The sequence below is a fragment of the Bacteroidia bacterium genome, assembly GCA_020852255.1.
Taxonomy (GTDB): Bacteria; Bacteroidota; Bacteroidia; order JADZBD01; family JADZBD01; genus JADZBD01.
Window position 1 is genome coordinate 129,559 of sequence record JADZBD010000009.1, and the last position, 23,193, is coordinate 152,751.

Here is a 23,193-nt window from a genome sequence, read left to right on the forward strand (position 1 = left end):
CTTACGCGTGCTTCACGATAATTGACTCGAGCACATTCGCCGCGTCCTCACACTTATCCGTTGCCGTTTCGAGGGCTGAGAGGACTTCCTTCAGCTTGATGATCTTCACCGCGTCCTTTTCATCCTCAAAAAGCTGAGCAATAGACATATCAAAGATATCGTCTGCATGGTTTTCCATGCTGTTGATCTTGACACATGCTTCCCGGATGCGTGCGATGTTCTTCAGGTTTCTCAGTTCGGTGACTGCCAAATGCAGCTGTTCCGCTCCTTGCTGGATCAGTTCTGAGAGTTTGACCATAGCCGGGGAAAATGATTCGATTTTATATAGTTCGATTCTTTTTGCGGAGCCATGGATATAGTCCACAATATCGTCGAGGGAGCTCACAAGGGTATGAATATCCTCGCGGTCAAAAGGTGTAATGAAGTTGGCAGAAAGCTCATTAAATATCTCATGCGTTACCCCATCACCGACATGTTCCAGGCGTTCAATTTCTTTGATAAGTGCCCGTCGTTTCTCCAGGTCAGCAGTGTTGATCATTTCCACAAGTACTTTGGAAATGGCAAGCAGGTTGCCGCTGGCTTTTTCGAAGAGGGGGAAGAATTTCCGGTCCCGGGGGAGCAGAAAGGAGAGCAGATGTGCCATGTTAATTTTGTGTTAACGTGGCAAAGAAAGGGGTTTAATCCGTCTCTATGTTAAGTAATTGTTAAGAGGGTCACTCTTTTTTGGTTCCGTGCTTTAACACCTTGGCTTCCACCATAAAAATAATCTCCTCTGCCATGTTTTTGGTCTGATCCCCTACCCTTTCCAGCTTCCTGATCATGGATAATACGTGAAGGGCGTGCCTTATCTGGTCGGGGTACTTCTGGATACAATCGGAGATAACATGACTGGCACTGTTGTTAATCTGATCCAGTGTTTCATCCATTTTGAAGGCCGTCCGGGCCAGTCGTGTATCTTCCAATTCAAAGGCCCTGAGGGTATCATTCACCATGGCATTGGCGGTCTGGAACATCGTAGTTATCCGGGTAATCGTGAGCAGTTCCTTATTGAAATCCTCCTCCACATCCAGAACGAAACGCGAGATGCTTTCCGCAATGTCGCCGATGCGTTCAAGATTCGAATTGATTTTCAGGGTAGCAAGAACAAAACGGAGGTCGATCGCTACAGGTTGGAAAAGAGCGAACATGTTCTCACAATCTCTGTCTATTTTTAACTCAAATGCATTCACCCGCTTTTCGCCTGAAATCACTTCACGGGCAAGGTCGCGGTCAAAAGTTGTGAGTGCGTCATACGTTTTTCCGAGTTGCAGAGCGACAAGTTTCCACATTTCAATGGTATCGGCCTTCAGGATTTTAATTTCTGTATCGAGGTGTGACATATCGGTGAGATAAATAGATAATGTGTTCGGGCGATGGTACAGTCTAAGAAAAAAGTTTATCCGAAACGTCCGGTTATGTAGTTCTGAGTTTGTATCTTTTCCGGGTTCGTAAAAATTGTCTTTGTTTCGTCGTATTCAATGAGCTCTCCCATGTAGAAGAATGCCGTATAATCGCTTACTCTTCCTGCCTGCTGCATATTGTGTGTGACGATCACAATGGTGTATTTAGACTTCAGCTCATAAATAAGTTCCTCGATTTTGGCGGTTGAGATCGGGTCAAGTGCAGATGCCGGTTCATCCATCAGCACCACCGAAGGCTCAATAGCCAGCGCACGGGCGATACAGAGGCGCTGCTGCTGACCTCCGGATAACTCGAATGCAGATTTTTTCAACTTATCCTTCACTTCCTCCCACAAGGCCGCCTGCCGTAATGATTTTTCAACCCGCTCTTCCAGCAACTTACGGTCATTCAATCCATTCACACGCAGGCCGTACGCTACGTTTTCAAAAATGGTTTTAGGAAATGGATTCGGTTTCTGAAAAACCATTCCAACCTTTTTCCTCAGATCGTCTACATTGGCTCCCTTTCGGTATATATCCTCTTCGTCTACCAGTACTACTCCATTTATCTTCACATTTTCAATCAGATCGTTCATGCGATTGAACAGACGAAGGTAGGTTGACTTCCCGCACCCGGAAGGACCAATTAGTGCTGTAACCGTATTCGGGCGAATAGCAATATTGATTCCCTTCAGGGCGTGAAAATCGCCATAATGGAGATGTACATCTTTGGATTGTATCTTGAACATAACACTATTTCATTTTCACTTTTTTTCCGAAATAAACACGCAGGGCATGTGCACTTAGATTGGCGATCAGTACAATAAGCACCAGTATCACCGCTGTTCCGTATGCCATGGGCCTTGACTCCTCGATATTTGTGCCGCTGGTCGAAATCACATAGAGGTGGTACGGCAGCGCCATTACCATATCAAAAATACTTTCAGGAAGTTTGGGAAGAAAGTAGGCCGCGCATGTGAAAAGAATAGGAGCTGTTTCTCCCGAAACCCGGCTTACGGAAAGAATCAATCCCGTTATAATATTTGGGAATGCGATAGGGAGAATAACTTTCCGAATGGTATAGATCTTTGTAGCGCCCATTGCATACGAAGCATGGCGGAAACTGCTATCTACCGCTTTGAGTGCCTCTTCCGTTGTACGGATCACAATTGGCAGCGCCAGCAGGCCAAGCGTAAGGGAGCCCGCAAGTATGGATGCCTGAAACCCGAGCCGGTTCACGAATAAAGACATACCAAACAGTCCGAAAACAATGGAAGGGATTCCTGCCAGATTATTTGTCATTTGTTTGATGAACTTCTTCACCCATCCCTCCTTCGCATATTCATTAACATAAATACCGGATAAGACCCCAACCGGGAACGCAAAGAGAACGCTACCAAGCACAAGATAAAACGTACCCACGATCGCCGGCAAAATTCCGCCCTTCGTCATACCGTCTTCCGGCTGGCTCGTAATAAATTCCCATGAAATAACGTTCATCCCACGTGAAAAAATGAAATACAGAATCAGGAAAAGGATGCAAACCACTAAAATGCTGATAAGCCGGAACAGCCAGAACACTGCGAACTGTGTCTGCTTTTTTCTTTTTGTATGATTGACTCCGCTTCTCACAATAATGGTATCAGGGCAATTACTTTATCTTTAATCAGATCCCTCACTTTACGAAATTCCGCCATATCCATATCCCTTGGATCAGGAATCTGCCAGTCGAAACGATGCCGTGCAGGGATGAATGGACACTCGTCGCCGCACCCCATGGTTACCACCGCGTCGAACGCTTCCGACCTGTAGTAATCGACTGATTTGGATTCATGGACCGACAGATCATAGGACAGTTCCTTCATGGCTGCAATCGCTTTGGAATTGATCTTGCCCGAAGGACGTGAGCCGGCGCTGCAGAAAATCAAATCCTTCCGGCCCATCATCATTCCAAACGCCTGCGCCATCTGGCTTCTGTTGGAATTCTCGATACAAACAAACAGGACTTTTTTCACCGCGTTCGTATTTTATTTTTGGAGGAAACGGATTCTACAAGCAGGTTAATTATCAGTGTGAGGATAAACAGTATGCATCCCAGGGCGAACAATGCTTTAAAATGCAGTCCGCCGAAAGGAGCTTCACCCAACTCTGCCGCGATTGTTGCAGGAATAGTTCGTACCGGCTCGAGAATACCGGAAGGCATTACCGCCGCATTTCCGGTAACCATCAGCACCGCCATGGTTTCGCCGATGGCCCTGCCAATTCCAAGGATGGCTCCGGCTGTGATTCCTGAGGAAGAATAAGGGATTGTTACTCTGCGTATGGTTTGCCAATGAGAGGCCCCCAGGGCCAAACTGGCCTCCTTCATTGCCCGTGGTGTATTACGAAGTGCATCCTCCGATACTGTAATAATAGTCGGGAGAGCCATGATTGCCAGGACAATTGCTCCCGAAAGCGCGGTTTCTCCTACAGGCAATCCGAATAGTTCCTGCACCCAGGGTACGACGACCACCAGACCAAAGAATCCGTATACTACAGAAGGAATTCCGGCAAGCAGTTCAATAACCGGCTTCAACCACCTCCGGATCCGCTCATCCGCCACCTCCGCCATATATATGGCGGTAGCAAGCCCGAGCGGCAGCGCAAAAAGAATTGCAAAAAGGCTTACAAGCAACGTTCCGAGGATCAAAGGCATCACTCCCAATTGTGCCGAAGGCTGAGCAGTTGGGAACCACTCCCTGTCCGCTAAAAATCCAGCTGCTGTAACAGGAGGGGTATGCACAATTTTACCCGTGTATCCGTGGGGTAATTGGTTGCCGGGCACGAATGCCAGGGTCTGCGGTACACTGTCGATAAAATGCTGCAAACACTTCGGGATACCTTCAAGATTTGCACCGATCTGCTCCTCGGTGTAATAGGAAGCCAGATCCTCCAGGTGGAGCAAGATGATAGTATCCTGTTTGCCACCCACTTCGGCCCAATGCGTAATCTTCTGGTCGAAAATATCTTTTACCTGGATGGGAGTAAGATCATTTACCGGATTATCACGATGAACCGTAAGTACAAATCCCTCTTCCACTGTGGTTTCGCCCACTATTCCTATGCCCTCCTTAAAAAGAAAAACCACTATCAGGATTACAACCAGGCTGGACACAGCTCCACTCGCCCGGATCATACCCAGAAGAAATGCCTCCCCGACTTTGCGAAACCACAATCTCATAAACAAAAAGATGCGATACTAAATGTACCGCATCCTTGATGTTGAAATGTTACGTAATTGTTAATTCCTGCTTTACTTAACAGGCACGTAACCCACCTTTTCCACTATACCTTGCCCCTCCGTGCTCAGGATATAGTCTACAAAGGGCTTCACCTTGGATTCACTCTTTGTGGCGTAGTAATAATAGAGCGGTCTGACAACCGGGTAGCTTTTGTTTTTCGCATTCGTCATGTTCGGCTCCGTAAATGTTTTCCCGTCATATGAAACCTTGAGGGCTGTAACCTCCTTCTCGAGGTACGCAAGTCCCACGTATCCGATAGCCCCTTTGGTTTGGCCAACGGATTGAATGATGGCTCCGGTAGCGGGCATATTAAGAACCTTGGGAGAGTAATTCTTCTTCTTCATTACATGCTCTTTGAAGAACTCATACGTACCGGAGGATGTTTCCCTGGAGTAGGCGATAATCTGCATGTCATCACCTCCTACCTGCTTCCAGTTGGTATACTTGCCGGTAAAGATATTTTCGATCTGTTCACGTGTGAGCTGTTTGATTTTGTTGCCCGGATTTACGATCACGGCGAGTGCGTCATAAGCAATGATCACTTCCTTTACATTCTTCCCGGATTCCTGCAATTTCATTTTCTCATCCAGTTTCAGTTTCCGTGACGACATCGCAATATCCGTGGTTCCGTCCATCAGCGCTGAAATTCCTACCCCACTGCCGCCACCCACTACGGTTACCGCCGATCCTTTGTTTGCTTTCATAAAGCTTTCCGCTTCCTTTTGAGAAAGGGGGAGCACGGTATCACTTCCTTTGATAACCAGGCGAAGCGGTGCTTGCGTGGCCGCCATTAAAGCAATGGCAATTCCTGCGAATAATACTTTTTTCATCTTCCTTTGTTTTAGAATTTAAATTGTACTCTGAATGTCCAAACGTCATCTGTAATATCTTTGGTAAACCCGCTGAGGTTGCTGCTTGTTTCGTTGGTGACCATATCCCTGTAAAAGACCAATTTTACATTCGAATCATAATGGAAAATATATCCCAGTCCGAGCGTTGAATACCTAAGGTCTGTTTTACCGGTTGTTTTGTATGCGTTCGGTCCCTGGGCTGATTTTCCGATCTCATCGCCGGAAACATCTGTATTGGGATCATACCAGTCATATTTAACAACTATTTCATGCCTGGTCTGAAGAATCTTCTGTACAAAATAGAAATAGGCGCCATTAAAGTTTCGCTGATACGTGTCGCCGGTTGGCTGTGTTGCGGATCCTCCGGAAGAAGAAGATGTTCCGGGCATGTTCCCCTGAACATATTCACCCCGGATTGTAGTAAGTCCGGCCGGCCAATCTACACTGAATTGAAAATCGGCCCCGAAATGCTGACGAGGCGCGATCTTCCCGTAGTTATTCGTATCCGGCTCCTGAGTAAATGTATTCAGCCCGAGGGAATCTGTACCGGCAGACCATATTGTAGAATTAGCCATTCTGCGTCCGCCTTTATAATAAGACACTCCCATACCATATTTAAACTTTTCACTACCGGAAGTGCGGTCAATACGCATTCTCCCGATAAAATCCTTTTGGAAATCAAAATCCACAGCCGTACCTCCGGTGCCGTTGAACATTCCAGCATCTATTCTAAAATAACTAAACGGATGTTCTTTGGGCATCTGGAACGTAATCATAGCGCCAAGATCTCTTTCTCCCGGAAATACGATCTGCGACATTCTCCCCCGCTCCGGAGTTTCTCTGCTGGACGAAGAATAACTTATCTCATAACCAAAGGGTCTGTCGAAAACGCCGGTAGTCAGATGAAACGCTCTCGCCCAGGGGTCGGAGAAACGGGCATATGCGTCTTTAATACCCACACCGCTTTGAGTAACATCGATTTGAATAACGAACAGGTTGAAAGGGTTGCCGGAGTAGGTTGCTTTGAGTCGGCCCCGCCGCACTGTGAATCGTTTATCCACATTGGAAGGGAAATTTCCGCCGGCATAGGAAGAAATTCCATTGGAATCTGAGAACTGCACCTGCGACTGAATGTATCCGGTGAACTTAAGTTTATTCAGGTTTCTCAGATTTGTCTGCATACCGGTGATAACAGTGCTTAGTGTATCTTCTCCCTGAGCAAAAGCCGTGCCGGCACTGTACATAAGGAAGATAAAACAGATGATTACTTTTTTTACTTTCATATAACCTTTCGTTTACTTTTGGCAAAAATGCCACCGTCAGGTTAATGAAGTATCACTGCAATGTTATGTATGTGTTAAGAGTTAACATTTGGTTCATTAGGCATTAACAGCCAGGCGATATCCCACGCCCTTCACTGTCTTGATCAGGCGATTCCCGGTTTTTTTACGTAACCTCCGGATATGTACATCCAGCGTGCGATCAACCCCCTCCTGTTCCTCCCGCTTCCAGATTCGTCTGTAAATTTCTGAACGCGTATAGACTTTATCCGGGTTCTGGCAAAGAAGTTCCAGCAATTCGAATTCCTTTCTTGACAAGCTAATTTCCTCTGATCCCAGATGCACTGTAAACGCATCCCTGTTGATGATCAGATCGTTATATCTGATCGGACCGTCCTTCATGAAATGCCGGGGAGTAGTTGGCTGGCGGTGTTGCCCCGTGAACGATCTCCTGAGCTTAACAGCGATATGTTCAGGATTTCCCGGCTTGATGAAATATTCATCAGCTAAATATCCGAATCGCTCACTTTTGGAATGCTCGTCCACTTCATTCAGCAGGAAACTTATCCTGACATTGGAGGAACCGCGCAGATTCCTGATCATCTCGGCGAGTTCCAGACTCGCATCCGATCCAATTGAAAGGTCAATAATGGCATGTTGCGGATGGAACGATTCAGCCACATCCAATGCGAGCAATCCGTCCGCTACCACTTCCGTTCTGAATCCGCTTGAGCGAAGATGCTCCGCCAATTCACGGGCGGGCTTCATATCCTTGCTTACAAGCAATACACCGTCTTTCATGGCTATAAAAGTGTGAAACAGAATTAAACTGATAGTTAATCTATTGTGAACTCATTGTTAATTTTAACAAGAACTAATACGTTGGTCCACATTCCATCCCACTTATTCCCACTACATTTCGTTTCAAAGCCTGTACCTGCTTCTCATCCGATACGCCTGGATACAAAAAGGGGCGGATATCCTCCGCCCCCCTTTCACCAAAACCCGATTGTTACTGAACCGATAACCGGATTACTCTTTGCTCTTCTCCCGCCTGCACTGAAATAATGTACAAGCCGGGGTTCAACTGATTTGTTTCTATTTTCACCTCATGCGCACCAGCTGCAAGGTTCATTTCAGCTGAATTCCACACTACACGGCCGCTCATATCCATCATACGGACTGTAACAAGAGTCTCACTCAACAGATTCAATTCAAGTGTGGCGGCATAACTGGCAGGGTTCGGGTATACATTCATTCCTTCCAGCACCGAAACCGATTCTTCCATCCCAACATTGATATAAATATTCTGACAAAGCGTATCAGCACATCCTGCAGACGACGTAGCCACAAGACAAGCCGTCCAGTTTCCATTATTATACAGGTGACTTGGAGATACCAGATTGGAATTCGTATTGTCTCCAAAACTCCAGAAATAAGTACTTGCCCCTGTGGTTGTATTGGTGAAGGTTACGTTATTGCCGGCCGTGCTATAAGTGAAGCCTAATACGGGCAGTGGATTTACTGTTACTGTTGTAGGGGCAGAAGCTCCGCTTCCGTTACAAGGATTGCTGTTTGTAACAGTTACTGTATATGTTCCCGCCGAAGTCACCGTAATTGACTGGGTAGTTGCCCCGGTACTCCAGAGGTAGGTAGACGCCTGCGATGCGGTCAGTGTGACTGAACTGCCCTGGCAGATGCTGACGCTGCCGGATGGTGTAACGGTTGGAGCGGGAGAACTGGAAACAGAAACGTTCACCGCATTGGAAACTCCGGTACATCCGTTCGCATCCGTGATAGTTACACTGTACGAACCAGTCGTATAAGCGTAAATACTTTGCGTAGTTGCTCCTGTACTCCAAAGGTATGCTGAAGCTGCGTTGGAAGTGAGTAAAACACTGTCACCGGTACAGAAAACGGTGGGTCCTCCTGCCGTAACTATTGCCGTGGGATTTGCATTCACAGTAACACTGATATTACTTGAAGTAGCAGAACAACCATTTGCATCTGTTACTGATACATTATAGTTCCCTGCGTTAGATGCTACAATTGACTGGGTTGTTGCGCCAGTGCTCCACAACCAAGATGAACCTGCGGAGGCGTTGAGCGTTACTGATCCTCCCTGACAGAACGTAGTAGAACCAGTAGGTGTAACTGTTGCGGTTGGCAGGGGATTAACGGTGACTATTGTAGGGGATGAGGTGGCAGAACAGCCATAACTGTTGGATGTAATGACCGTATAATTTCCTGAAGTATTCACACTAACCAAATTGGTAGTGGCTCCATTGCTCCAGAGATAAGATGAAGCCGATGAAGAGAATAAAGAAACAGATCCTCCCTGACAGAATGTAACCGGGCCTCCTGCAGTAATGGTTGGCACAGCCATCGTATTATTGATTGCACCGTTATATGGCTCAGCCTGAGGATTGAAATTTGTCCAGCACTTTGTCCAATCCGTTGTTCCAATTGCCCCACGATAGGTTACCGGAGTAAAAAAGGGATCCTGAAGATTGGTCGCTAAGAAACTTGCGCCAGTCAACAGAGGGGAGCTTGTTTGTGGTTTAAAATTAGGACCGGTGTAGACATAAGGCGAAGTAAGCATAACATCCTGACTGTTGGTCATGGTTGTATTTGAATTCGAATTATACCAGGCTCGCATGCCGAAGGATAAGCTGGACGAATCCAGATCCCTTGTATAGCAACCTGCCAACACATTGTTGGCAAATTGAAGATTCCCATTTCCAACAGAAGTAGTGCATCCTGCACTTTCAATCTTAAGGCCGGTGTTAAATCCAACAAAAACTGAATTGTAGGTACACGTTGAAGTGTTTCTTCTCAAATGCAATGCCCTTCCGAAATTAGTGTTAATCTGGGTTGAGGAATTAACCTTTGGTCCGATAATGGTTCCGTTACTAAAAATAGGTTTAGTCTGAGGTGTGTTACCTGTTCCGGTGGCGTCATTGTCAGACTCAAATCCGTTGGAGAGGCTAATGTCAGCAATCAAGGAGTCAGATATTCCAATAAAAAACTGAATTCTCCCGGTATATCCATAGTCAGTATCAAACATATCGTCAACTGTGCTCTTTGCAACAAGGTACTTTGCATTAACATTTCCTCCGAAGAATTCGAATGCATCATCCCCTCCATGGCTTACTTGTATGTACTCCAAAACGGTTCTTTTACCAACGCCGCCGCAGGTAAGTCCGTTGGTTTCATTGTTTGGCTGAAATGCAATTCCACCATATTCAATACGCACATAACGGAGCACACCGGAACTATCATTATTATCCGGACTCATTCCTCCTCCATATAACCCTTTCACCGGATCAATACCACCTTCGGCCAAACGTTGACCTGCCGGGTCATTGATCTGAGCATTTCCAAGGATTAAAAGCCCTCCCCAGTCACCAGCACTACGAGAACCCGCAGGTTGGTACGAGGTGAATACGATTGGTTGTGTAGCAGTTCCGTTAGCTATAATCTTTGATCCACGGGTAATTACCAACGCAGCCGCCTGACCTTTAATTACAGTTCCGGGCTGTATGGTCAGTGTGGCATTGTTTGTAACGTAAACAAATCCACCGGTCAGGAGGTATATATTGTTATTGGTCCATGTCGTGTTTGTGGTGATATCACCGGAAACATTCACTACCTGAGAACGTACCGCTCCGGCAAGAAGTGCCGCGACAAGCACAAGTAAGAGTTTTTTCATTTTGTTGATTTTAGTTTATGTTTTTCGAAAGGGTAATATTCCCTTTCTTTCGTCAACAAAACTACCTGATCCGGATTGCTAAATAATTAGCGGATAATTATGCTTTCCGCACTCAGTGATTAAGGAATTGTTATCACGAAAAAATGCCGGGAAAACGGCATTTAGATTCCATCCCTTTCTTTCAGAACTTTAAACTGAGAGAGAGGGAGTACTGGGTGCCCAGTTGAGTGATCTGAATCACTTTATCCGTTCCGGCACCGTCGAACCTCTTATTCAGATTAAAATCCTGATAATAGGTTGGTTTATCATTCAGTATGTTACTCACAGAAAGTTTTATTTCTCCGCGGCGGACCCCTGATTTAGGAGCCTTCCAGAACGCCTTACTTACCTGAACATCGAACTGTTCCCCGCTGGACTCATAAATATCCTGATATCCGATGGCCCCTACCTCATGGATTCTGCGTCCAATTTTATTAAACAAAAGCGAGGCTCCCCATCCTGTTTTCTCTGAAAGGTACATCAATCCTGTGTTAATTACGAAAGGAGATTGCCCTTGCATGGGACGAAACTGTTCCGCGGTGTCTGTATTTTTCACGCCGTCGAGATTAACTCCGGATCGTATATAAGCAAGATTTGCAAACCAGCTCACATTGCTGAATATCCGGGTATTCAGCAATGAATCCAACCAGGTCAACTTTACCCGGTACTCCAACTCGGCTCCGAGGCTCACGGCGGAAGGTGCGTTTTGATAGCTTCTTGTTCTGGATCCCGATCCGCCGTAAAAGGCCACCATTTCAATCGGATTCACGAAATACTTTCCGAAAACAGAAACTGCAAAGAGTTGATTATATCCGGGAAACCACTCGTACTTAATGTCACCGTTCCATATCCTGGTTCGACTCAACGTATCGTTTCCAACCACAGCAGTAGCCGACGAAAAGTCATAAAACGAAAAAGGAGCCAGTTCACGCAGTTCCGGACGAACGAGGGTTCGGGAAGCTGCAAAGCGAAAGTTACTTTTCTCCGTTAAAGAATAAGTGATATTAAGGGAAGGCAGAATATCCAAGAAAGCGGTATCTATGGTTACAGGACTTCCGTCGTACTGCGCAGAATGGAGTGACAGAAGATAATACTCTGCCCGCACTCCCCAGGTTGCCTTCCACAATTTACCAAAAGACTGCTCCATCATACCGTAACCTGCCATCATACTCGTTTTCGCGGTATAAGAATCTGAAGGGTTGGTGGCCTCCTCAATGTGTATACCCTGGGCGGACATGTTCTCCTCCTGGAATATCTCACTCATTGGTAATGAAAGCAGACCGAATGCCATGGGTGAGCTCAGCACATAACCAAAAACCCGTGCATTAAACGCACGGTCTCTTTGTTCCATCATCAATCCGCCTCGCACTAAATGCTTCTGATTATACCACTTCACAGGAATTGAAAGATCCGTTTGACCCGAAAAAACCGTCTCGTTCAGTTCCGACCAGAAACGCCCTCCGTAATTGGGAGAAGGTACAGATAATGGAATATAGGCATAAGCAATAGTGTCACCAAAATTCCTGGTATAAACCATTTTTCTCAGGTCCGGTGTACTACGGCCGGTTTGGCTGTACCCGGCATTCCATTTAATGCGCATTTTTCTTTTTCCGAACACATGCTCGCCTCCCAGTTGAGATGAAATCAGTCGCGTAAAATTGTAAATAAATGCAAAGGCACTGTCGTTCCGGTCCAGTTCAAAATTAGGACCGTACCGGTAAATCAAATTGTCCTCTCCAATGAGAGAAATCATATTCTTCAGATAGAAGGAAGAGTGTGAGCCCACGTTCCAGCTCAGGTTAAATAGTGCGCCGGTGGTTTGCAGTTGCTGGTATTGGCGATCATCGTAAGAGTATAGCCGGGCGGTATCTACGTCATAGTCCTGGCGTGTCACAATCTTCAGCTTACGGCTTTCTGAATACAATGCAGCACCGGTAAAGCCGAGTGCGGAGTTTTTGATCTTGAAGCGATCACCGAAGGAGAGCTGGATACTCTTTCCAACAGGCGACGAAGGCAACGTGTTGTAGTTCCAGTCATAGTCGAACATCTTAGTATATGTGGTGTAATGCTGGGGACTATTAAGCAGCGTGCGGAGTGTGTCTGTATCCGGCAAGCCCTCCGGCATGGCACGGTCCTTCAGCTCCGATGTATACCAGCCATTGGTCGACCGGCCGTACGACATGTATTCTTTGAAGGTACTGATAGAATTATAAGATCCGCCGAGGGAAAGTGCTACAAAACCCTTGGATGGAATATCCCGTGTATTAAGTTCGATTATACCACCTGCGAAATTTCCCGGAAGATCCGGAGCAGCCGTTTTATATATTACCAAATTATCAAGAATGGAAGATGGGAAAATGTCAAAGGAAAAGGCTTTCCTGTCTGGCTCAGTAGAAGGCAACATACTTCCATTAACCATTGCCAGGTTATAGCGGTCGCTGAGACCCCGTATAAGTACGAATTTATTGTCCTGGATACTGGCACCGCTAACTCTCCGGAGTACTTCACCTGTATTCTTATCCGGCGACTTCCGTATATCATCACCGGTAACACCCGTAGTGATCGTATGCGTTCGCTGCTGAAACAGGAGCATTGAGCCTACCGTATGTTTCTCCATGGTAGCGGTTATTTCAACCATATCCAGCTCGGTTCCTTCTTCTTTAATTGCGACACTTACCTCTGTTGTACCTTTCTCTGTGACAACAACATTCGTCACCGTACTTGTTTTGTATCCGATAAATGAAACCACCAGTTCATAGGTTCCTGCGGGGACATCATAAAACCGGAAAATGCCCTGAACATCGGTAGTGGCTGCACGTTTAAGGTCTTTCAAATGTATACCCACCCCTGGAATTTCCTCTCCATTTGTTGCATCCGTTACCTTCCCTGAAATAATTCCTGCGAATAATACCGGCGCAGGAAACAGGAGAAAAAGAAGGGAGAGAGCATATGTTTTCATTCCATGGTTTTTTGCACCACAAATGACTGAAAACATCATTAGCGCTTGTTTAATCCGGGATTAATGATAGGTTACCCTGCTGTAAATTCGATGTAAACATCAAATGGTTAATACAGAGCTAACCATAGATTAATACGCTTTGAGGTTTCACCGGATACCTTTGCAACGAATCACTGATAATGCACAAATCATATAAAATTCTCATAGCGGACGACGAAGAAGACATTCTTGAATTCCTGTCTTATAATCTCCGGAAAGAAGGACATATACCGTTTATCGCTACTAACGGCCATGAGGCATTGAAAATAGCGCTGCGCGAACGTCCTGATCTGATCGTACTGGATATTATGATGCCAGGTATAGATGGTATTGAAACCTGTCAGCTCATGCGCGATCATTCCGAGTTGCAGAATACAATTATTGTTTTCCTGTCCGCAAAAAATGAAGACTATACACAAATCGCAGGGTTCGGAGCCGGGGCCGACGATTTTATACCCAAACCTGTGCGTCCGCGCCTCTTCATTACAAAGATCAATGCCCTCCTTAGGCGCAGTGGCCGTGAAAACGCTGCTTCAGGAACATTCCGTACATCCGAACTCTTTATTGACCGGGATCGTTTCCTGTTACAGGTACACGGCAGAACAATAGATTTACCTAAAAAGGAATTCGAACTTATCAGCCTTCTTACATCCAAGCCCGGAAAAGTATTTACAAGAGAAGAGATCCTGAATCTGGTTTGGGGCAGGGATATTGTTGTAGGAGGCCGGACAGTAGATGTACATATACGAAAGCTAAGAGAGAAACTGGGGATCGAAAGAATAAAGACGATTAAAGGGATAGGCTACAAGTTTGCAGACTGAAGATCTCACTGGGTCTCAGTGTTCGAACATGAACGTATTGGTCATCTCCTTCCCGATAAAGAAATCCACGATACCTGTAATAATTGAAGGCTTGACCGGTTTAGTCAGGTAATGACTTCCACCGGCTGAAAGAGCAGCAATGGCAACATATTCATCCGGATCCGCGGTTAGAAACACAACCGGGATATCCAACCCAAAACCTACACGCAATTCTCTGCACATCTGAATACCATTCATTTCCGGCATCCGAATATCGGATATGATAAGATGTGGTTTATATTTTCTGGCTTTTTCGATTCCCTCCACTCCGTTCTTTGCTTTCAGCACCTCATATCCTCTCCTTTCAATATTATATCCCAGGATCTCCAGGATATCGTCCTCATCGTCTACAATCAGCACGCGCTTTTTAGCCATGCCGCTAAGGTAGATTCACTATACCAACAAGGGGTAAAGAGAAGGTTAGATAATCATTAAATCAGAAACGGAACTTGTAAATGGAACTCATTTCGTGATTATCACGGACGGTAACGTTGAGATCCTTTATCAGTCCGCTTGAAACATTATAGATCCATCCGTGCACATGAAGGGGCTGTCCCCGGTTCCATCCTTCCTGCAGAGTTGTTGTCTTGCAAATATTATAAACTGATTCTATTACATTCAATTCTGCGAACCGGTCTTCACGAGCCTGAGGATCCTGAATACTATCCAGCTCCTTTTCATACAGACGGTACACATCTTTAATATTCCTAAGCCAGTTATCAATAAGTCCGAAGCGCTTATTTGACAATGCGGCCCTAATACCTCCGCAATTGTAATGACCGCAGACAATAACATGTTTTACTTTCAGCACTTGTACAGCAAAATCGAGGCAACTCAGTAAGTTGATGTCGGTATGATCTACCAGATTCGCAATATTCCGGTGTACAAATACTTCTCCCGGGCGTGTATTGGTCACTTCATTGGCCGGCACGCGGCTGTCGGAACATCCCACCCAGAATACCGGTGGCGACTGGCCCTCTGCCAGTTCTTGAAAAAAACGGGGGTTTAACTTTAACTTCGACGCAACAAAATCTTTATTTCCCTGCAGAAGGCGTTGGTAGATGTCATCCATATCAGGGATATACAATTTGTGATTCAACCTGATTTGATTTGTGCCCTGCACGGTCGAAGATCCAGCAAAGGTATTTATAGGTATGCCCGGGAACAAAATGGGGAGCAGACGGACCATGGATGAGAATTTCACCCTTGACGCCTTTTGGATCATCCTCCTCCACCACACGAGGTATTGTGTATTCAAATTTCATCCAAGCGGTATCGAAAGGATGAACAGCCGGGGTGTGTGTACACGTCACCAGCTGATAAAAGGGCTTCCACAAACCGGAAGCAGTATCTAAATAGCGATAATCCAGAAAAAAATCCTTCACCGAGTCTCCTGCTTCGTATCCCACATCCCCATCTCCATCCGTAAAGTTCACGCGAAACAAGCCGGAATCTCCCGGATAAACTGAATACTCCAGAAATTCAATTACCGGTTCAACAGGGTAGACTTCATCTTCCCTGCAGGAAACGAACACTAGCAAAACCATTACCGTGAACAGTGTCTTTCGTAAGAGATTGTACATCAGATCAAAGGTAAGAAAAAGAGGCCATCCGCGATCAGGGATATGGCTATCTTTACGTTTAAACGATTTGACCCAGAGTATATTGTCAGCTTCAGACACACGTTTTAAAGCACGGGCACTGGAGGTCTTTCATTATCAGTATGAAAGGAATCCGGTGTACCGGGATTTTGTGAACAGGTACAACCCTAACCCCCCTCTTTTCAGTTCCCTCACCGACATCCCCTTTCTTCCGATCTCCCTTTTCAAAACCAAACAGGTCACCTGTTTTCCCGGCGGAAAACATGATCTTGAGTTTCTGAGCAGCGGTACCGGTACGGAAGGGAGAAGCCGTCATTTGGTACGGCATGCAGCTCTTTACCGCACCTCTATTCTAGAGGGCTTCCGGAGCTTCTACGGGGATCCGGAAGATTATATCTTTCTTTTTCTGCTTCCCTCCTGGCATGAGCGCAAGGATTCGTCGCTGGTGTATATGATGCGTGTGCTGATGGAGTCAGCACCGGATCCGAACCACGGTTTCTTCGGCGATAATACCGATGACCTTATCCGGCATATTCGAGATTACAGGGGAGGGAAAAAACTTTTTCTCACCGGGGTAACATACGCCTTGCTGGATTTGGCTGAAAAAAATATCCGTTTACCTTCGGATGCTGTACTTGTCGAAACGGGCGGTATGAAAGGAAAACGACGGGAGCTCATACGCGAAGAAGTTCATATGCTTCTTCAGCAAGGAACCGGGCTGCCCTCCATACATTCCGAATACGGTATGACGGAACTTCTCTCTCAGGCCTGGTCGCAGGGAAGCGGAATCTTCCACTGTCCGCCCTCTATGAAAGTGTTGATTCGCGACCCGGAGGATCCTGGTCATTTTCATACTGATCATCGCAGCGGAAATATTCTGGTGATCGATCTTAACAACCGCGATTCCTGCAGCTTTATTGCAACAGAGGATATAGGAAAGCATACTTCCGGCGGCGGATTTGAGGTGCTTGGCAGAATGGATCATGCAGAACTAAGAGGGTGCAACCTTATGATGGGTGGTCAGGATACAACCAGCAGGTAATAATCCTTTTTTCCCTTTTGAGCCAGAAGGTATTTTCCAGAAATGAGATCAGATGATGAAACGGTGCTGTTCTCATCTACTTTATTCTTATTGATGGATACACCTCCCCCCTGCAACATGCGCCGGGCTTCTCCTTTTGATTTGAATACCCCGCACTGTTCACTGAGCAACTCCAGCACCGGGTGAGCAGATCTGAATTGGGAAGAAGGAAGGGAAAACTGCGGTACACCTTCAAGAACGGCCAGCAGATCATCCTCCGAAAGTTTTCTGAGTGATTCCGCGGTGCCCTTTCCGAAGAGGATCTCCGAGGCTTCCTTTGCGGACTCGAGGTCGCGGATGGAATGTACCCGTGCAGTAACGTCATCTGCCAGTGCCTTCTGTAGTATGCGATGGTGCGGCGCTGTTGTATGCTCTTTCTCCAGCGCTTCTATTTCCTCTTTTGTTTTCAGCGTGAAAAACCGGATAAACGCCGAGGCATCCGCGTCGGAAGCGTTCAGCCAGAACTGGTAGAATTTATAGGGGGATGTTCTCCGGGGATCAAGCCAGATATTCCCGCCTTCGGACTTTCCAAATTTTGTTCCGTCCGCTTTTTTAATCAGCTGTGTAGTTACAGCGAAGGCATCTCCGCCGTCTTTGCGGCGAATGAGCTCCGTACCGGTAACGATATTTCCCCACTGATCCGATCCTCCCATTTGCAGTGTCACTCCCTCCTTTTTCCACAGGTAATAGAAATCATATCCCTGCACCAGCTGATAGGAAAACTCTGTAAAAGAAAGGCCCGTACCGAGGCGGTTCTGAACAGAATCTTTGGCCATCATGTAATTGACCGTTATATGTTTGCCTACATCCCTGATAAAATCCAGAAACCGGATGTCTTTGAACCAATCATAATTATTCACGATCCGCGCCGCGTTCGGACCTGATCCGAAATCAAGGAATTTTCCCATTTGCCTGGTAATGCCCTCAACATTCTTCTGAAGCGTTGCTTCATCCAGGAGATTCCGTTCCTGCGACTTGCCGCTGGGATCACCCACCATACCGGTGGCTCCGCCCACCAAAGCGACAGGCCGATGGCCTGCTCTCTGAAAATGCAACAGTGTCATGATTTGTGCCAGGCTGCCCACATGCAGGGAATCCGCGGTGGGGTCAAACCCGATATAGCCGCTGACCTTCCCGGCCTTAAGCAGGTCTTCCGTGCCCGGCATCATGTCGTGCAGCATTCCCCTCCATTTCAATTCGTTGATAAAGTCCATAGTGGTCTTTCCGTGACGAAGTTAAAAATAAGGAGCTTATCAGTAGCATTAACCCTCTAAGAAAGTATCTTTATAATATGAACGTAATTACCGGCGGTACAGGACTCATCGGAGCGCATCTTACCCTTGAGTTGCTAAAGCATGGGGAAGATGTACGCCTTCTCATCCGGCAGGAAAGACGAAAAGAAGAAATCAGACGGGTCTTCCGTTTTTACGGTCCGGAGGCCGTGCAACTCTTTCACCGAATCCAGTGGGCCATGGGGGATGTAAATGATATCGGGAGCCTGGAGGAAGCATTTGAAGGCTCAACAAATGTATACCATTTGGCAGGTATAGTAAGTTTACGAAACGACCGGTATGTTCAAATGAAAAAAGTGAATGTGGAAGGAACAGCGAACGTGGTGAACATCTGCCTGCAAAAAAAACTTTATCTCTGTCATGTAAGCTCCAGTGCGGTATTCGGATACCATCCTGAAGGAATTATGATTCATGAAGAGCTGTACTGGAAGGGAGACCATCATTTCAATTGTTACGCCACCACAAAACACGATGGTGAAATGGAAGTTTGGCGCGGGATCGAAGAAGGGCTGAATGCCGTCATCGTAAATCCCTGTGCCGTGCTTGGACCCGGTGACTGGGATCGCAGCAGCGGGCTGGCCATACGCCGGGCGGCACGGGCACCGAAATATTATCCGCCCGGTACAAAAAATTTTGTGGACGTCCGCGACATTGCCGTGATCATGCGCCGGCTTACGGAAAAGAAAATATCAGGAGAACGGTTTCTGCTCGCTTCCGACTCTGTGACCATCCGCGAAATGCTGATTCATTTTGCAGATGCTTTCGGTCATACACCCCCTCGTTTAGCCATTGGCCGGTTCGGCCTGAGGAGTATTGCGTTTATCGAGCGGCTTTTTTGCTTTCTTACCGGGAAGGAACGGCAATTGACTGCTCCGGTTATTGCTTCTCTTCTGAGTCACACACGTATTTCCAACGAAAAGATAAAGAAACAGCTGAACTTTTCTTTCATACCTGTGAAGGAATCCATTCACTTTGCAGCACAACTTTACCGCAAAGAATCCGGCGTATAACTATTTGCCGGTTTCAGCGTCCAGTTTTTCTTTATTCAAGCGTTCAATCACCTCATCGTATATTTCGTCCAAAACGGCCGGCACCCTTGCGTAATAGGCCATACTACTATCGTACTGCGCCCGCGTAACCCCGGCTTCACTGAACAGAAGATCATAATTGACAGTGTCCGCACGAGTGCTGTCTGGATAATGTAACCGGTTGATCTGCTTTTCCGCATCGGCCTTATGCATTTTTACCAGCAACACTATCATTTGCTCCTCAGCAATTACGGAATCAGGGGTTTGAACGGCGCCCGGTCCGCAGGCGCTGAGTCCCACACTCAAAATAAAAGCAAATAAGTAATTTTTCATCGGTCGAATTTCAGTCTTTGTCCGGAATGTATGGAATGAACGACCCCGGTCTCCTCTCCGCGGCCGTTTTCGTAAACATGTTTCCCATTCACGAAGGTATGCATCACTTTTGAACGAAAGGTCACACCCTCCAGTGGCGACCATCCGCATTTGTAAAGGATATTCTCCTTCTTCACCATCCAGGGTGAATCAGGGTTTACCAATGTAAAATCGGCAAAGCAGCCCGGACGCAGGAAACCCCGGTCTCTTATCCGGAAACAAATCGCCGGGTGATGTGCATAACGCTGCACCATGTCCTCTATTGTAAGTCTGCCTTTACCTACGCATTCCATCAATAAAGGCAATGCATGCTGAACCAGCGGTCCGCCGGAAGGCGCCTGCAGATAAGGTTTGCTTTTCTCCTCCACAGTATGAGGGGCATGATCCGTAGCGAGCACATCTATCCGGCCTTCCTTTAAACCTTTCCACAATGCTTCTCTGTTTTCCGACGACTTCACTGCCGGATTCCATTTTATCAGATTCCCGAGCCGGGAATAATCATCTGCGCTGAACCATAAATGATGTACACAGGCTTCTGCGGTGATCTTTTTATTTTCCGGAGTGCCTGTCTGAAACAATGATAATTCCTTTCCACTGGAGATATGCAGAACATGAAGCCGGGATCCATATTTCGCAGCCAGCTCTACAGCCAACGCACTGGAACGGTAACATGCTTCTGTGTCACGGATGAGAGGATGCATTGAAACAGGGATATCTTCTCCGTATTTGGTCCGCGCTGCCTCCAGATTTCTACGTATAGTAGCTTCATCTTCACAATGCGTGGCGATCAGCAGCGGAGACTCGGCGAATAACTGCTCCAGCACTTTATGATCATCCACGAGCATGTTACCGGTAGAAGATCCCATAAAGATCTTAATCCCGCAAACAGTTGCAGGATCGGTACGCAGTACTTCATTTATATTGTCATGGGAAACACCCATGAAGAAGGAGTAATTCGCAACAGACACTTCTGCTGCCCGGGAATATTTTTGCTCCAGCAATTCTTGTGTCAGAGTATTCGGGACAGTATTTGGCATTTCCATGAAGGAAGTGATACCACCCGCCACCGCTGCTTTTGACTCTGTCAGAATTTCCGCTTTGTGTGTAAGCCCCGGCTCCCGGAAGTGCACCTGATCATCAATAAAGCCGGGAAATATATAGCAGTTTCCCGCATCCATCACTTGTTTCGCACTTTTGCCGGCGCGGTCAATTTCCAGCGGGTCAGTGAGAACCGCCTCTATACGATCACCGTTAACAAGCAACGCCCCGCGAAAGGACTTTCCTTCATTAACCAGTGTTCCGTTTTTGACCAGCAAACTCATCAGAATGTTATTTCTTTCTCAATTTCCGCGTTGTTCCGGATAAGCACCACTTTTACCTTCTGCCCTTTATTAAATGTGCCCAGGGCTTTCATGTAATCCTGCATGTGATTTACGGGAATATCTCCCAAACGAATGATAATATCTCCTATGGTGATTCCGGCAGATGCTGCCGGCTTGCCCTCTGTTACCCCGTCTATTTTAACTCCTTTTCCCTCAAACGTGTAATCTGGCATTATTCCCATGGTTACCTTAAAGGAGGTTTTTCCACCTCCTGTATTGTTCCTGGTTTTCAGAAATACCAGTCGGGGGAGCGCATTAATTTCATCGAGTGTTCGTACGATATATTCAAGAATCATGACCACCCCTTCATGGTTTACCTTGTCTGCATCATCGGAGGGTTTATGGTAATCAGAATGCTGACCGGTAAAAAAGTGAAGAACAGGGATGTTCTTTAGATAAAAAGAAGTCTGATCGCTGGGACCGATCCCGGAAGAGTCTTTTGTGATCGTAAGATGGCCTTTCTGGCGGTCCAGCATCGCCACAAAATCCGGTGCAGTGCCCACACCAAACACCATTACTTTTTCGGTAGTGTCATTCATGCGTCCGATCATATCCAGATTAATCATGCAATTCACTTTACTCAGATCAATGGTGGGATTTTCACAATATCTTTTTGAACCCATCAGGCCGAGTTCCTCTCCGGAAAAACAGATAAAGAGAAAATTGTAATTCTCTTTCACCTGGTTGGTCTTTAAAAATCTGGCCAGTTCAATCACACCGGCCACACCGCTCGCATTATCGTCAGCACCATTGTGTATCTTGCCTTCCGGATCCGGCTCTCTCGAATTGAGATCATGCCCCAGCCCCAGGTGATCGTAATGCGCGCCAATCACAATAGTATGTTCTGCTTTATTATCGAGAAATGCCACCACATTAAGCCCCTGCACCACTGGTCCGGTACCTACCGTATCGTGTACGCTTGCTCTTTTTTTGAATGAGAAGGAATAAAGATAACTGCTGAGATTTCCTTTCGGGATCAGATCCAGCTTTCTGAAATGAGATGCAATATAGTTCGCCGCCTTTAGTTCTTCCTGTGTGCCGGTGCCCCTTCCTTTAAGTTCATCTGAAGCAAGAAAATCCACATGCTTTTTAATCTGGTTTTCGGAAAACTTTGCCTTTGGTTTTTTCTGTGCCTGCATCGCTAAGGAGAGCGCGGCGAAAAGCAGTGCAATAATTGTTTTCATTCTTGCTTCTTTTCAACTTTCATAAACCTCATCGAAAGCACACCCAGGAATGCCTCCTTAAATATCTTCGTACTCATTTTAGAAACACCCAACTGCCGATCCGTGAAAACAATGGGCACTTCCACCACGTTAAAGCCGAGCCTTGCGGTTTTGTATTTCATTTCAATCTGGAAGGCATATCCAACGAAGCGGATACTATCAAGATCAATGGTTTCAAGCACCTTTCTCTGATAGCATTTAAATCCAGCCGTAGTATCCTTGATGTTAACCCACAGGACCGATCGCACATACAGTGATGCGAAATAAGACATCAGGACCCTGTCGGTGGGCCAGTTTTTGATCTTTCCGCCTTCGCAGTAACGGGAGCCTACGGCCAGGTCTGCACCTTTAAGGCAGGCTTCACGCAGGCGAATAAGATCAGCAGGAGGGTGGGAAAAATCACAATCCATTTCAAAAATGAACTGATAGGCTCGGGCGAGCGCCCACCGGAATCCGTGAATATAGGCTGTTCCCAGTCCGAGCTTTCCCTTTCTCTCTTCGAGGAAGAGCCGGTCTTTAAAATCCTTCTGCAATCCTTTAACAATCTCTGCGGTACCATCCGGCGAACCATCATCTACAATCAGTACATGAAAGGGCACCGGAAGTGCGAAAACGGTACGCAGCATGTTTTCGACATTTTCCTTTTCGTTGTAAGTGGGAATAATGACCAGGCTGTCGCTCATGTGACGAAAAACGGCAAATCCGAGCCGTTATTGGCTTAAAGATAGCTAAATTAATGCAGCCTTCTCCGGGG

General features: G+C 46.5%; 22 protein-coding genes. 3 read left to right on the forward strand and 19 right to left on the reverse strand.

The window, feature by feature from the left end:
* Nucleotide 1 precedes the first annotated feature (1 nt).
* From IT233_06345 to IT233_06395, 11 genes are all read right to left on the reverse strand, one after another.
* A complete protein-coding gene (locus IT233_06345) occupies nucleotides 2–643 on the reverse strand; it encodes a DUF47 domain-containing protein (protein ID MCC7302241.1) in 642 nt (213 codons plus the stop codon).
* 70 nt (nucleotides 644–713) lie between these two features.
* On the reverse strand, nucleotides 714–1,379 hold the full coding sequence (phoU, locus tag IT233_06350) for a phosphate signaling complex protein PhoU (protein ID MCC7302242.1): 666 nt from the start codon (nucleotides 1,377–1,379) through the stop codon (nucleotides 714–716).
* A gap of 56 nt (nucleotides 1,380–1,435) precedes the next feature.
* Complete coding sequence (locus IT233_06355) at nucleotides 1,436–2,188, reverse strand: phosphate ABC transporter ATP-binding protein (GenBank protein ID MCC7302243.1); 753 nt, start codon at nucleotides 2,186–2,188, stop codon at nucleotides 1,436–1,438.
* Between the two features lie 4 nt (nucleotides 2,189–2,192).
* Nucleotides 2,193–3,071, reverse strand: coding sequence for a phosphate ABC transporter permease PstA (gene pstA, locus IT233_06360; protein MCC7302244.1), 879 nt, complete (start codon nucleotides 3,069–3,071; stop codon nucleotides 2,193–2,195).
* The gene (locus IT233_06365) at nucleotides 3,068–3,454 is read right to left on the reverse strand and encodes an arsenate reductase ArsC (protein MCC7302245.1); all 387 of its coding nucleotides are present in this window, start codon (nucleotides 3,452–3,454) and stop codon (nucleotides 3,068–3,070) included. Before IT233_06365 ends, pstA begins: the two co-directional genes overlap by 4 nt.
* Complete coding sequence (gene pstC / locus IT233_06370) at nucleotides 3,451–4,659, reverse strand: phosphate ABC transporter permease subunit PstC (GenBank protein MCC7302246.1); 1,209 nt, start codon at nucleotides 4,657–4,659, stop codon at nucleotides 3,451–3,453. The genes IT233_06365 and pstC overlap by 4 nt, the downstream gene beginning before the upstream one ends.
* 72 nt (nucleotides 4,660–4,731) lie before the next feature.
* Nucleotides 4,732–5,550: a PstS family phosphate ABC transporter substrate-binding protein gene (locus IT233_06375; GenBank protein ID MCC7302247.1), complete on the reverse strand. Its 819-nt coding sequence runs from the start codon at nucleotides 5,548–5,550 to the stop codon at nucleotides 4,732–4,734.
* Nucleotides 5,551–5,561: 11 nt separating this feature from the next.
* Entirely contained in the window at nucleotides 5,562–6,854 is a 1,293-nt protein-coding gene (locus IT233_06380) for a porin (protein ID MCC7302248.1), read from the reverse strand.
* Between the two features lie 96 nt (nucleotides 6,855–6,950).
* Nucleotides 6,951–7,652, reverse strand: coding sequence for a response regulator transcription factor (locus tag IT233_06385; GenBank protein ID MCC7302249.1), 702 nt, complete (start codon nucleotides 7,650–7,652; stop codon nucleotides 6,951–6,953).
* A 211-nt stretch (nucleotides 7,653–7,863) separates the two neighbouring features.
* Nucleotides 7,864–10,563: a T9SS type A sorting domain-containing protein gene (locus tag IT233_06390; protein MCC7302250.1), complete on the reverse strand. Its 2,700-nt coding sequence runs from the start codon at nucleotides 10,561–10,563 to the stop codon at nucleotides 7,864–7,866.
* Nucleotides 10,564–10,744: 181 nt separating this feature from the next.
* The gene (locus IT233_06395) at nucleotides 10,745–13,561 is read right to left on the reverse strand and encodes a carboxypeptidase-like regulatory domain-containing protein (protein MCC7302251.1); all 2,817 of its coding nucleotides are present in this window, start codon (nucleotides 13,559–13,561) and stop codon (nucleotides 10,745–10,747) included.
* Nucleotides 13,562–13,740: 179 nt separating this feature from the next.
* On the opposite strand from IT233_06395, the gene IT233_06400 reads away from it, so the two are divergent.
* Nucleotides 13,741–14,421, forward strand: a complete 681-nt coding sequence (locus IT233_06400) for a response regulator transcription factor (protein ID MCC7302252.1) — start codon at nucleotides 13,741–13,743, stop codon at nucleotides 14,419–14,421.
* Between the two features lie 15 nt (nucleotides 14,422–14,436).
* On the opposite strand, the gene IT233_06405 is transcribed toward IT233_06400, so the two are convergent.
* The 3 genes from IT233_06405 to IT233_06415 form a co-directional block, all read right to left on the reverse strand.
* Nucleotides 14,437–14,835: a response regulator gene (locus tag IT233_06405; protein ID MCC7302253.1), complete on the reverse strand. Its 399-nt coding sequence runs from the start codon at nucleotides 14,833–14,835 to the stop codon at nucleotides 14,437–14,439.
* 61 nt (nucleotides 14,836–14,896) lie between these two features.
* A complete protein-coding gene (locus IT233_06410) occupies nucleotides 14,897–15,532 on the reverse strand; it encodes a carbonic anhydrase (protein ID MCC7302254.1) in 636 nt (211 codons plus the stop codon).
* 1 nt (nucleotide 15,533) lies between these two features.
* Nucleotides 15,534–16,043, reverse strand: coding sequence for a hypothetical protein (locus IT233_06415; protein ID MCC7302255.1), 510 nt, complete (start codon nucleotides 16,041–16,043; stop codon nucleotides 15,534–15,536).
* A gap of 67 nt (nucleotides 16,044–16,110) precedes the next feature.
* Here IT233_06415 and IT233_06420 point away from each other — a divergent pair, with 67 nt between their 5' ends.
* The gene (locus tag IT233_06420) at nucleotides 16,111–17,103 is read left to right on the forward strand and encodes an acyl transferase (GenBank protein MCC7302256.1); all 993 of its coding nucleotides are present in this window, start codon (nucleotides 16,111–16,113) and stop codon (nucleotides 17,101–17,103) included.
* Here the strand turns inward: IT233_06420 and IT233_06425 are convergent.
* Nucleotides 17,082–18,356: a tyrosine--tRNA ligase gene (locus IT233_06425; GenBank protein ID MCC7302257.1), complete on the reverse strand. Its 1,275-nt coding sequence runs from the start codon at nucleotides 18,354–18,356 to the stop codon at nucleotides 17,082–17,084. The two genes, IT233_06420 and IT233_06425, sit on opposite strands and share 22 nt — an antisense overlap.
* Nucleotides 18,357–18,433: 77 nt before the next feature.
* Between IT233_06425 and IT233_06430 the strand changes: the two genes are divergently transcribed.
* Nucleotides 18,434–19,444, forward strand: a complete 1,011-nt coding sequence (locus IT233_06430; protein MCC7302258.1) for an NAD-dependent epimerase/dehydratase family protein — start codon at nucleotides 18,434–18,436, stop codon at nucleotides 19,442–19,444.
* Here IT233_06430 and IT233_06435 read toward each other — a convergent pair whose 3' ends face one another.
* From IT233_06435 to IT233_06450, 4 genes are read right to left on the reverse strand one after another with little or no spacing between them, the layout of a single operon-like run.
* Nucleotides 19,445–19,795, reverse strand: a complete 351-nt coding sequence (locus IT233_06435; protein MCC7302259.1) for a DUF4296 domain-containing protein — start codon at nucleotides 19,793–19,795, stop codon at nucleotides 19,445–19,447. It abuts the gene before it with no gap.
* Entirely contained in the window at nucleotides 19,792–21,159 is a 1,368-nt protein-coding gene (locus IT233_06440; GenBank protein MCC7302260.1) for a dihydroorotase, read from the reverse strand. The genes IT233_06435 and IT233_06440 overlap by 4 nt, the downstream gene beginning before the upstream one ends.
* A complete protein-coding gene (locus IT233_06445) occupies nucleotides 21,156–22,400 on the reverse strand; it encodes a M20/M25/M40 family metallo-hydrolase (GenBank protein ID MCC7302261.1) in 1,245 nt (414 codons plus the stop codon). Before IT233_06445 ends, IT233_06440 begins: the two co-directional genes overlap by 4 nt.
* Nucleotides 22,397–23,122 carry a polyprenol monophosphomannose synthase gene (locus IT233_06450; GenBank protein ID MCC7302262.1) on the reverse strand — a complete coding sequence of 242 codons (726 nt, stop codon included), beginning with the start codon at nucleotides 23,120–23,122 and terminating at the stop codon, nucleotides 22,397–22,399. The genes IT233_06445 and IT233_06450 overlap by 4 nt, the downstream gene beginning before the upstream one ends.
* Between the last annotated feature and the right edge of the window lie 71 nt (nucleotides 23,123–23,193).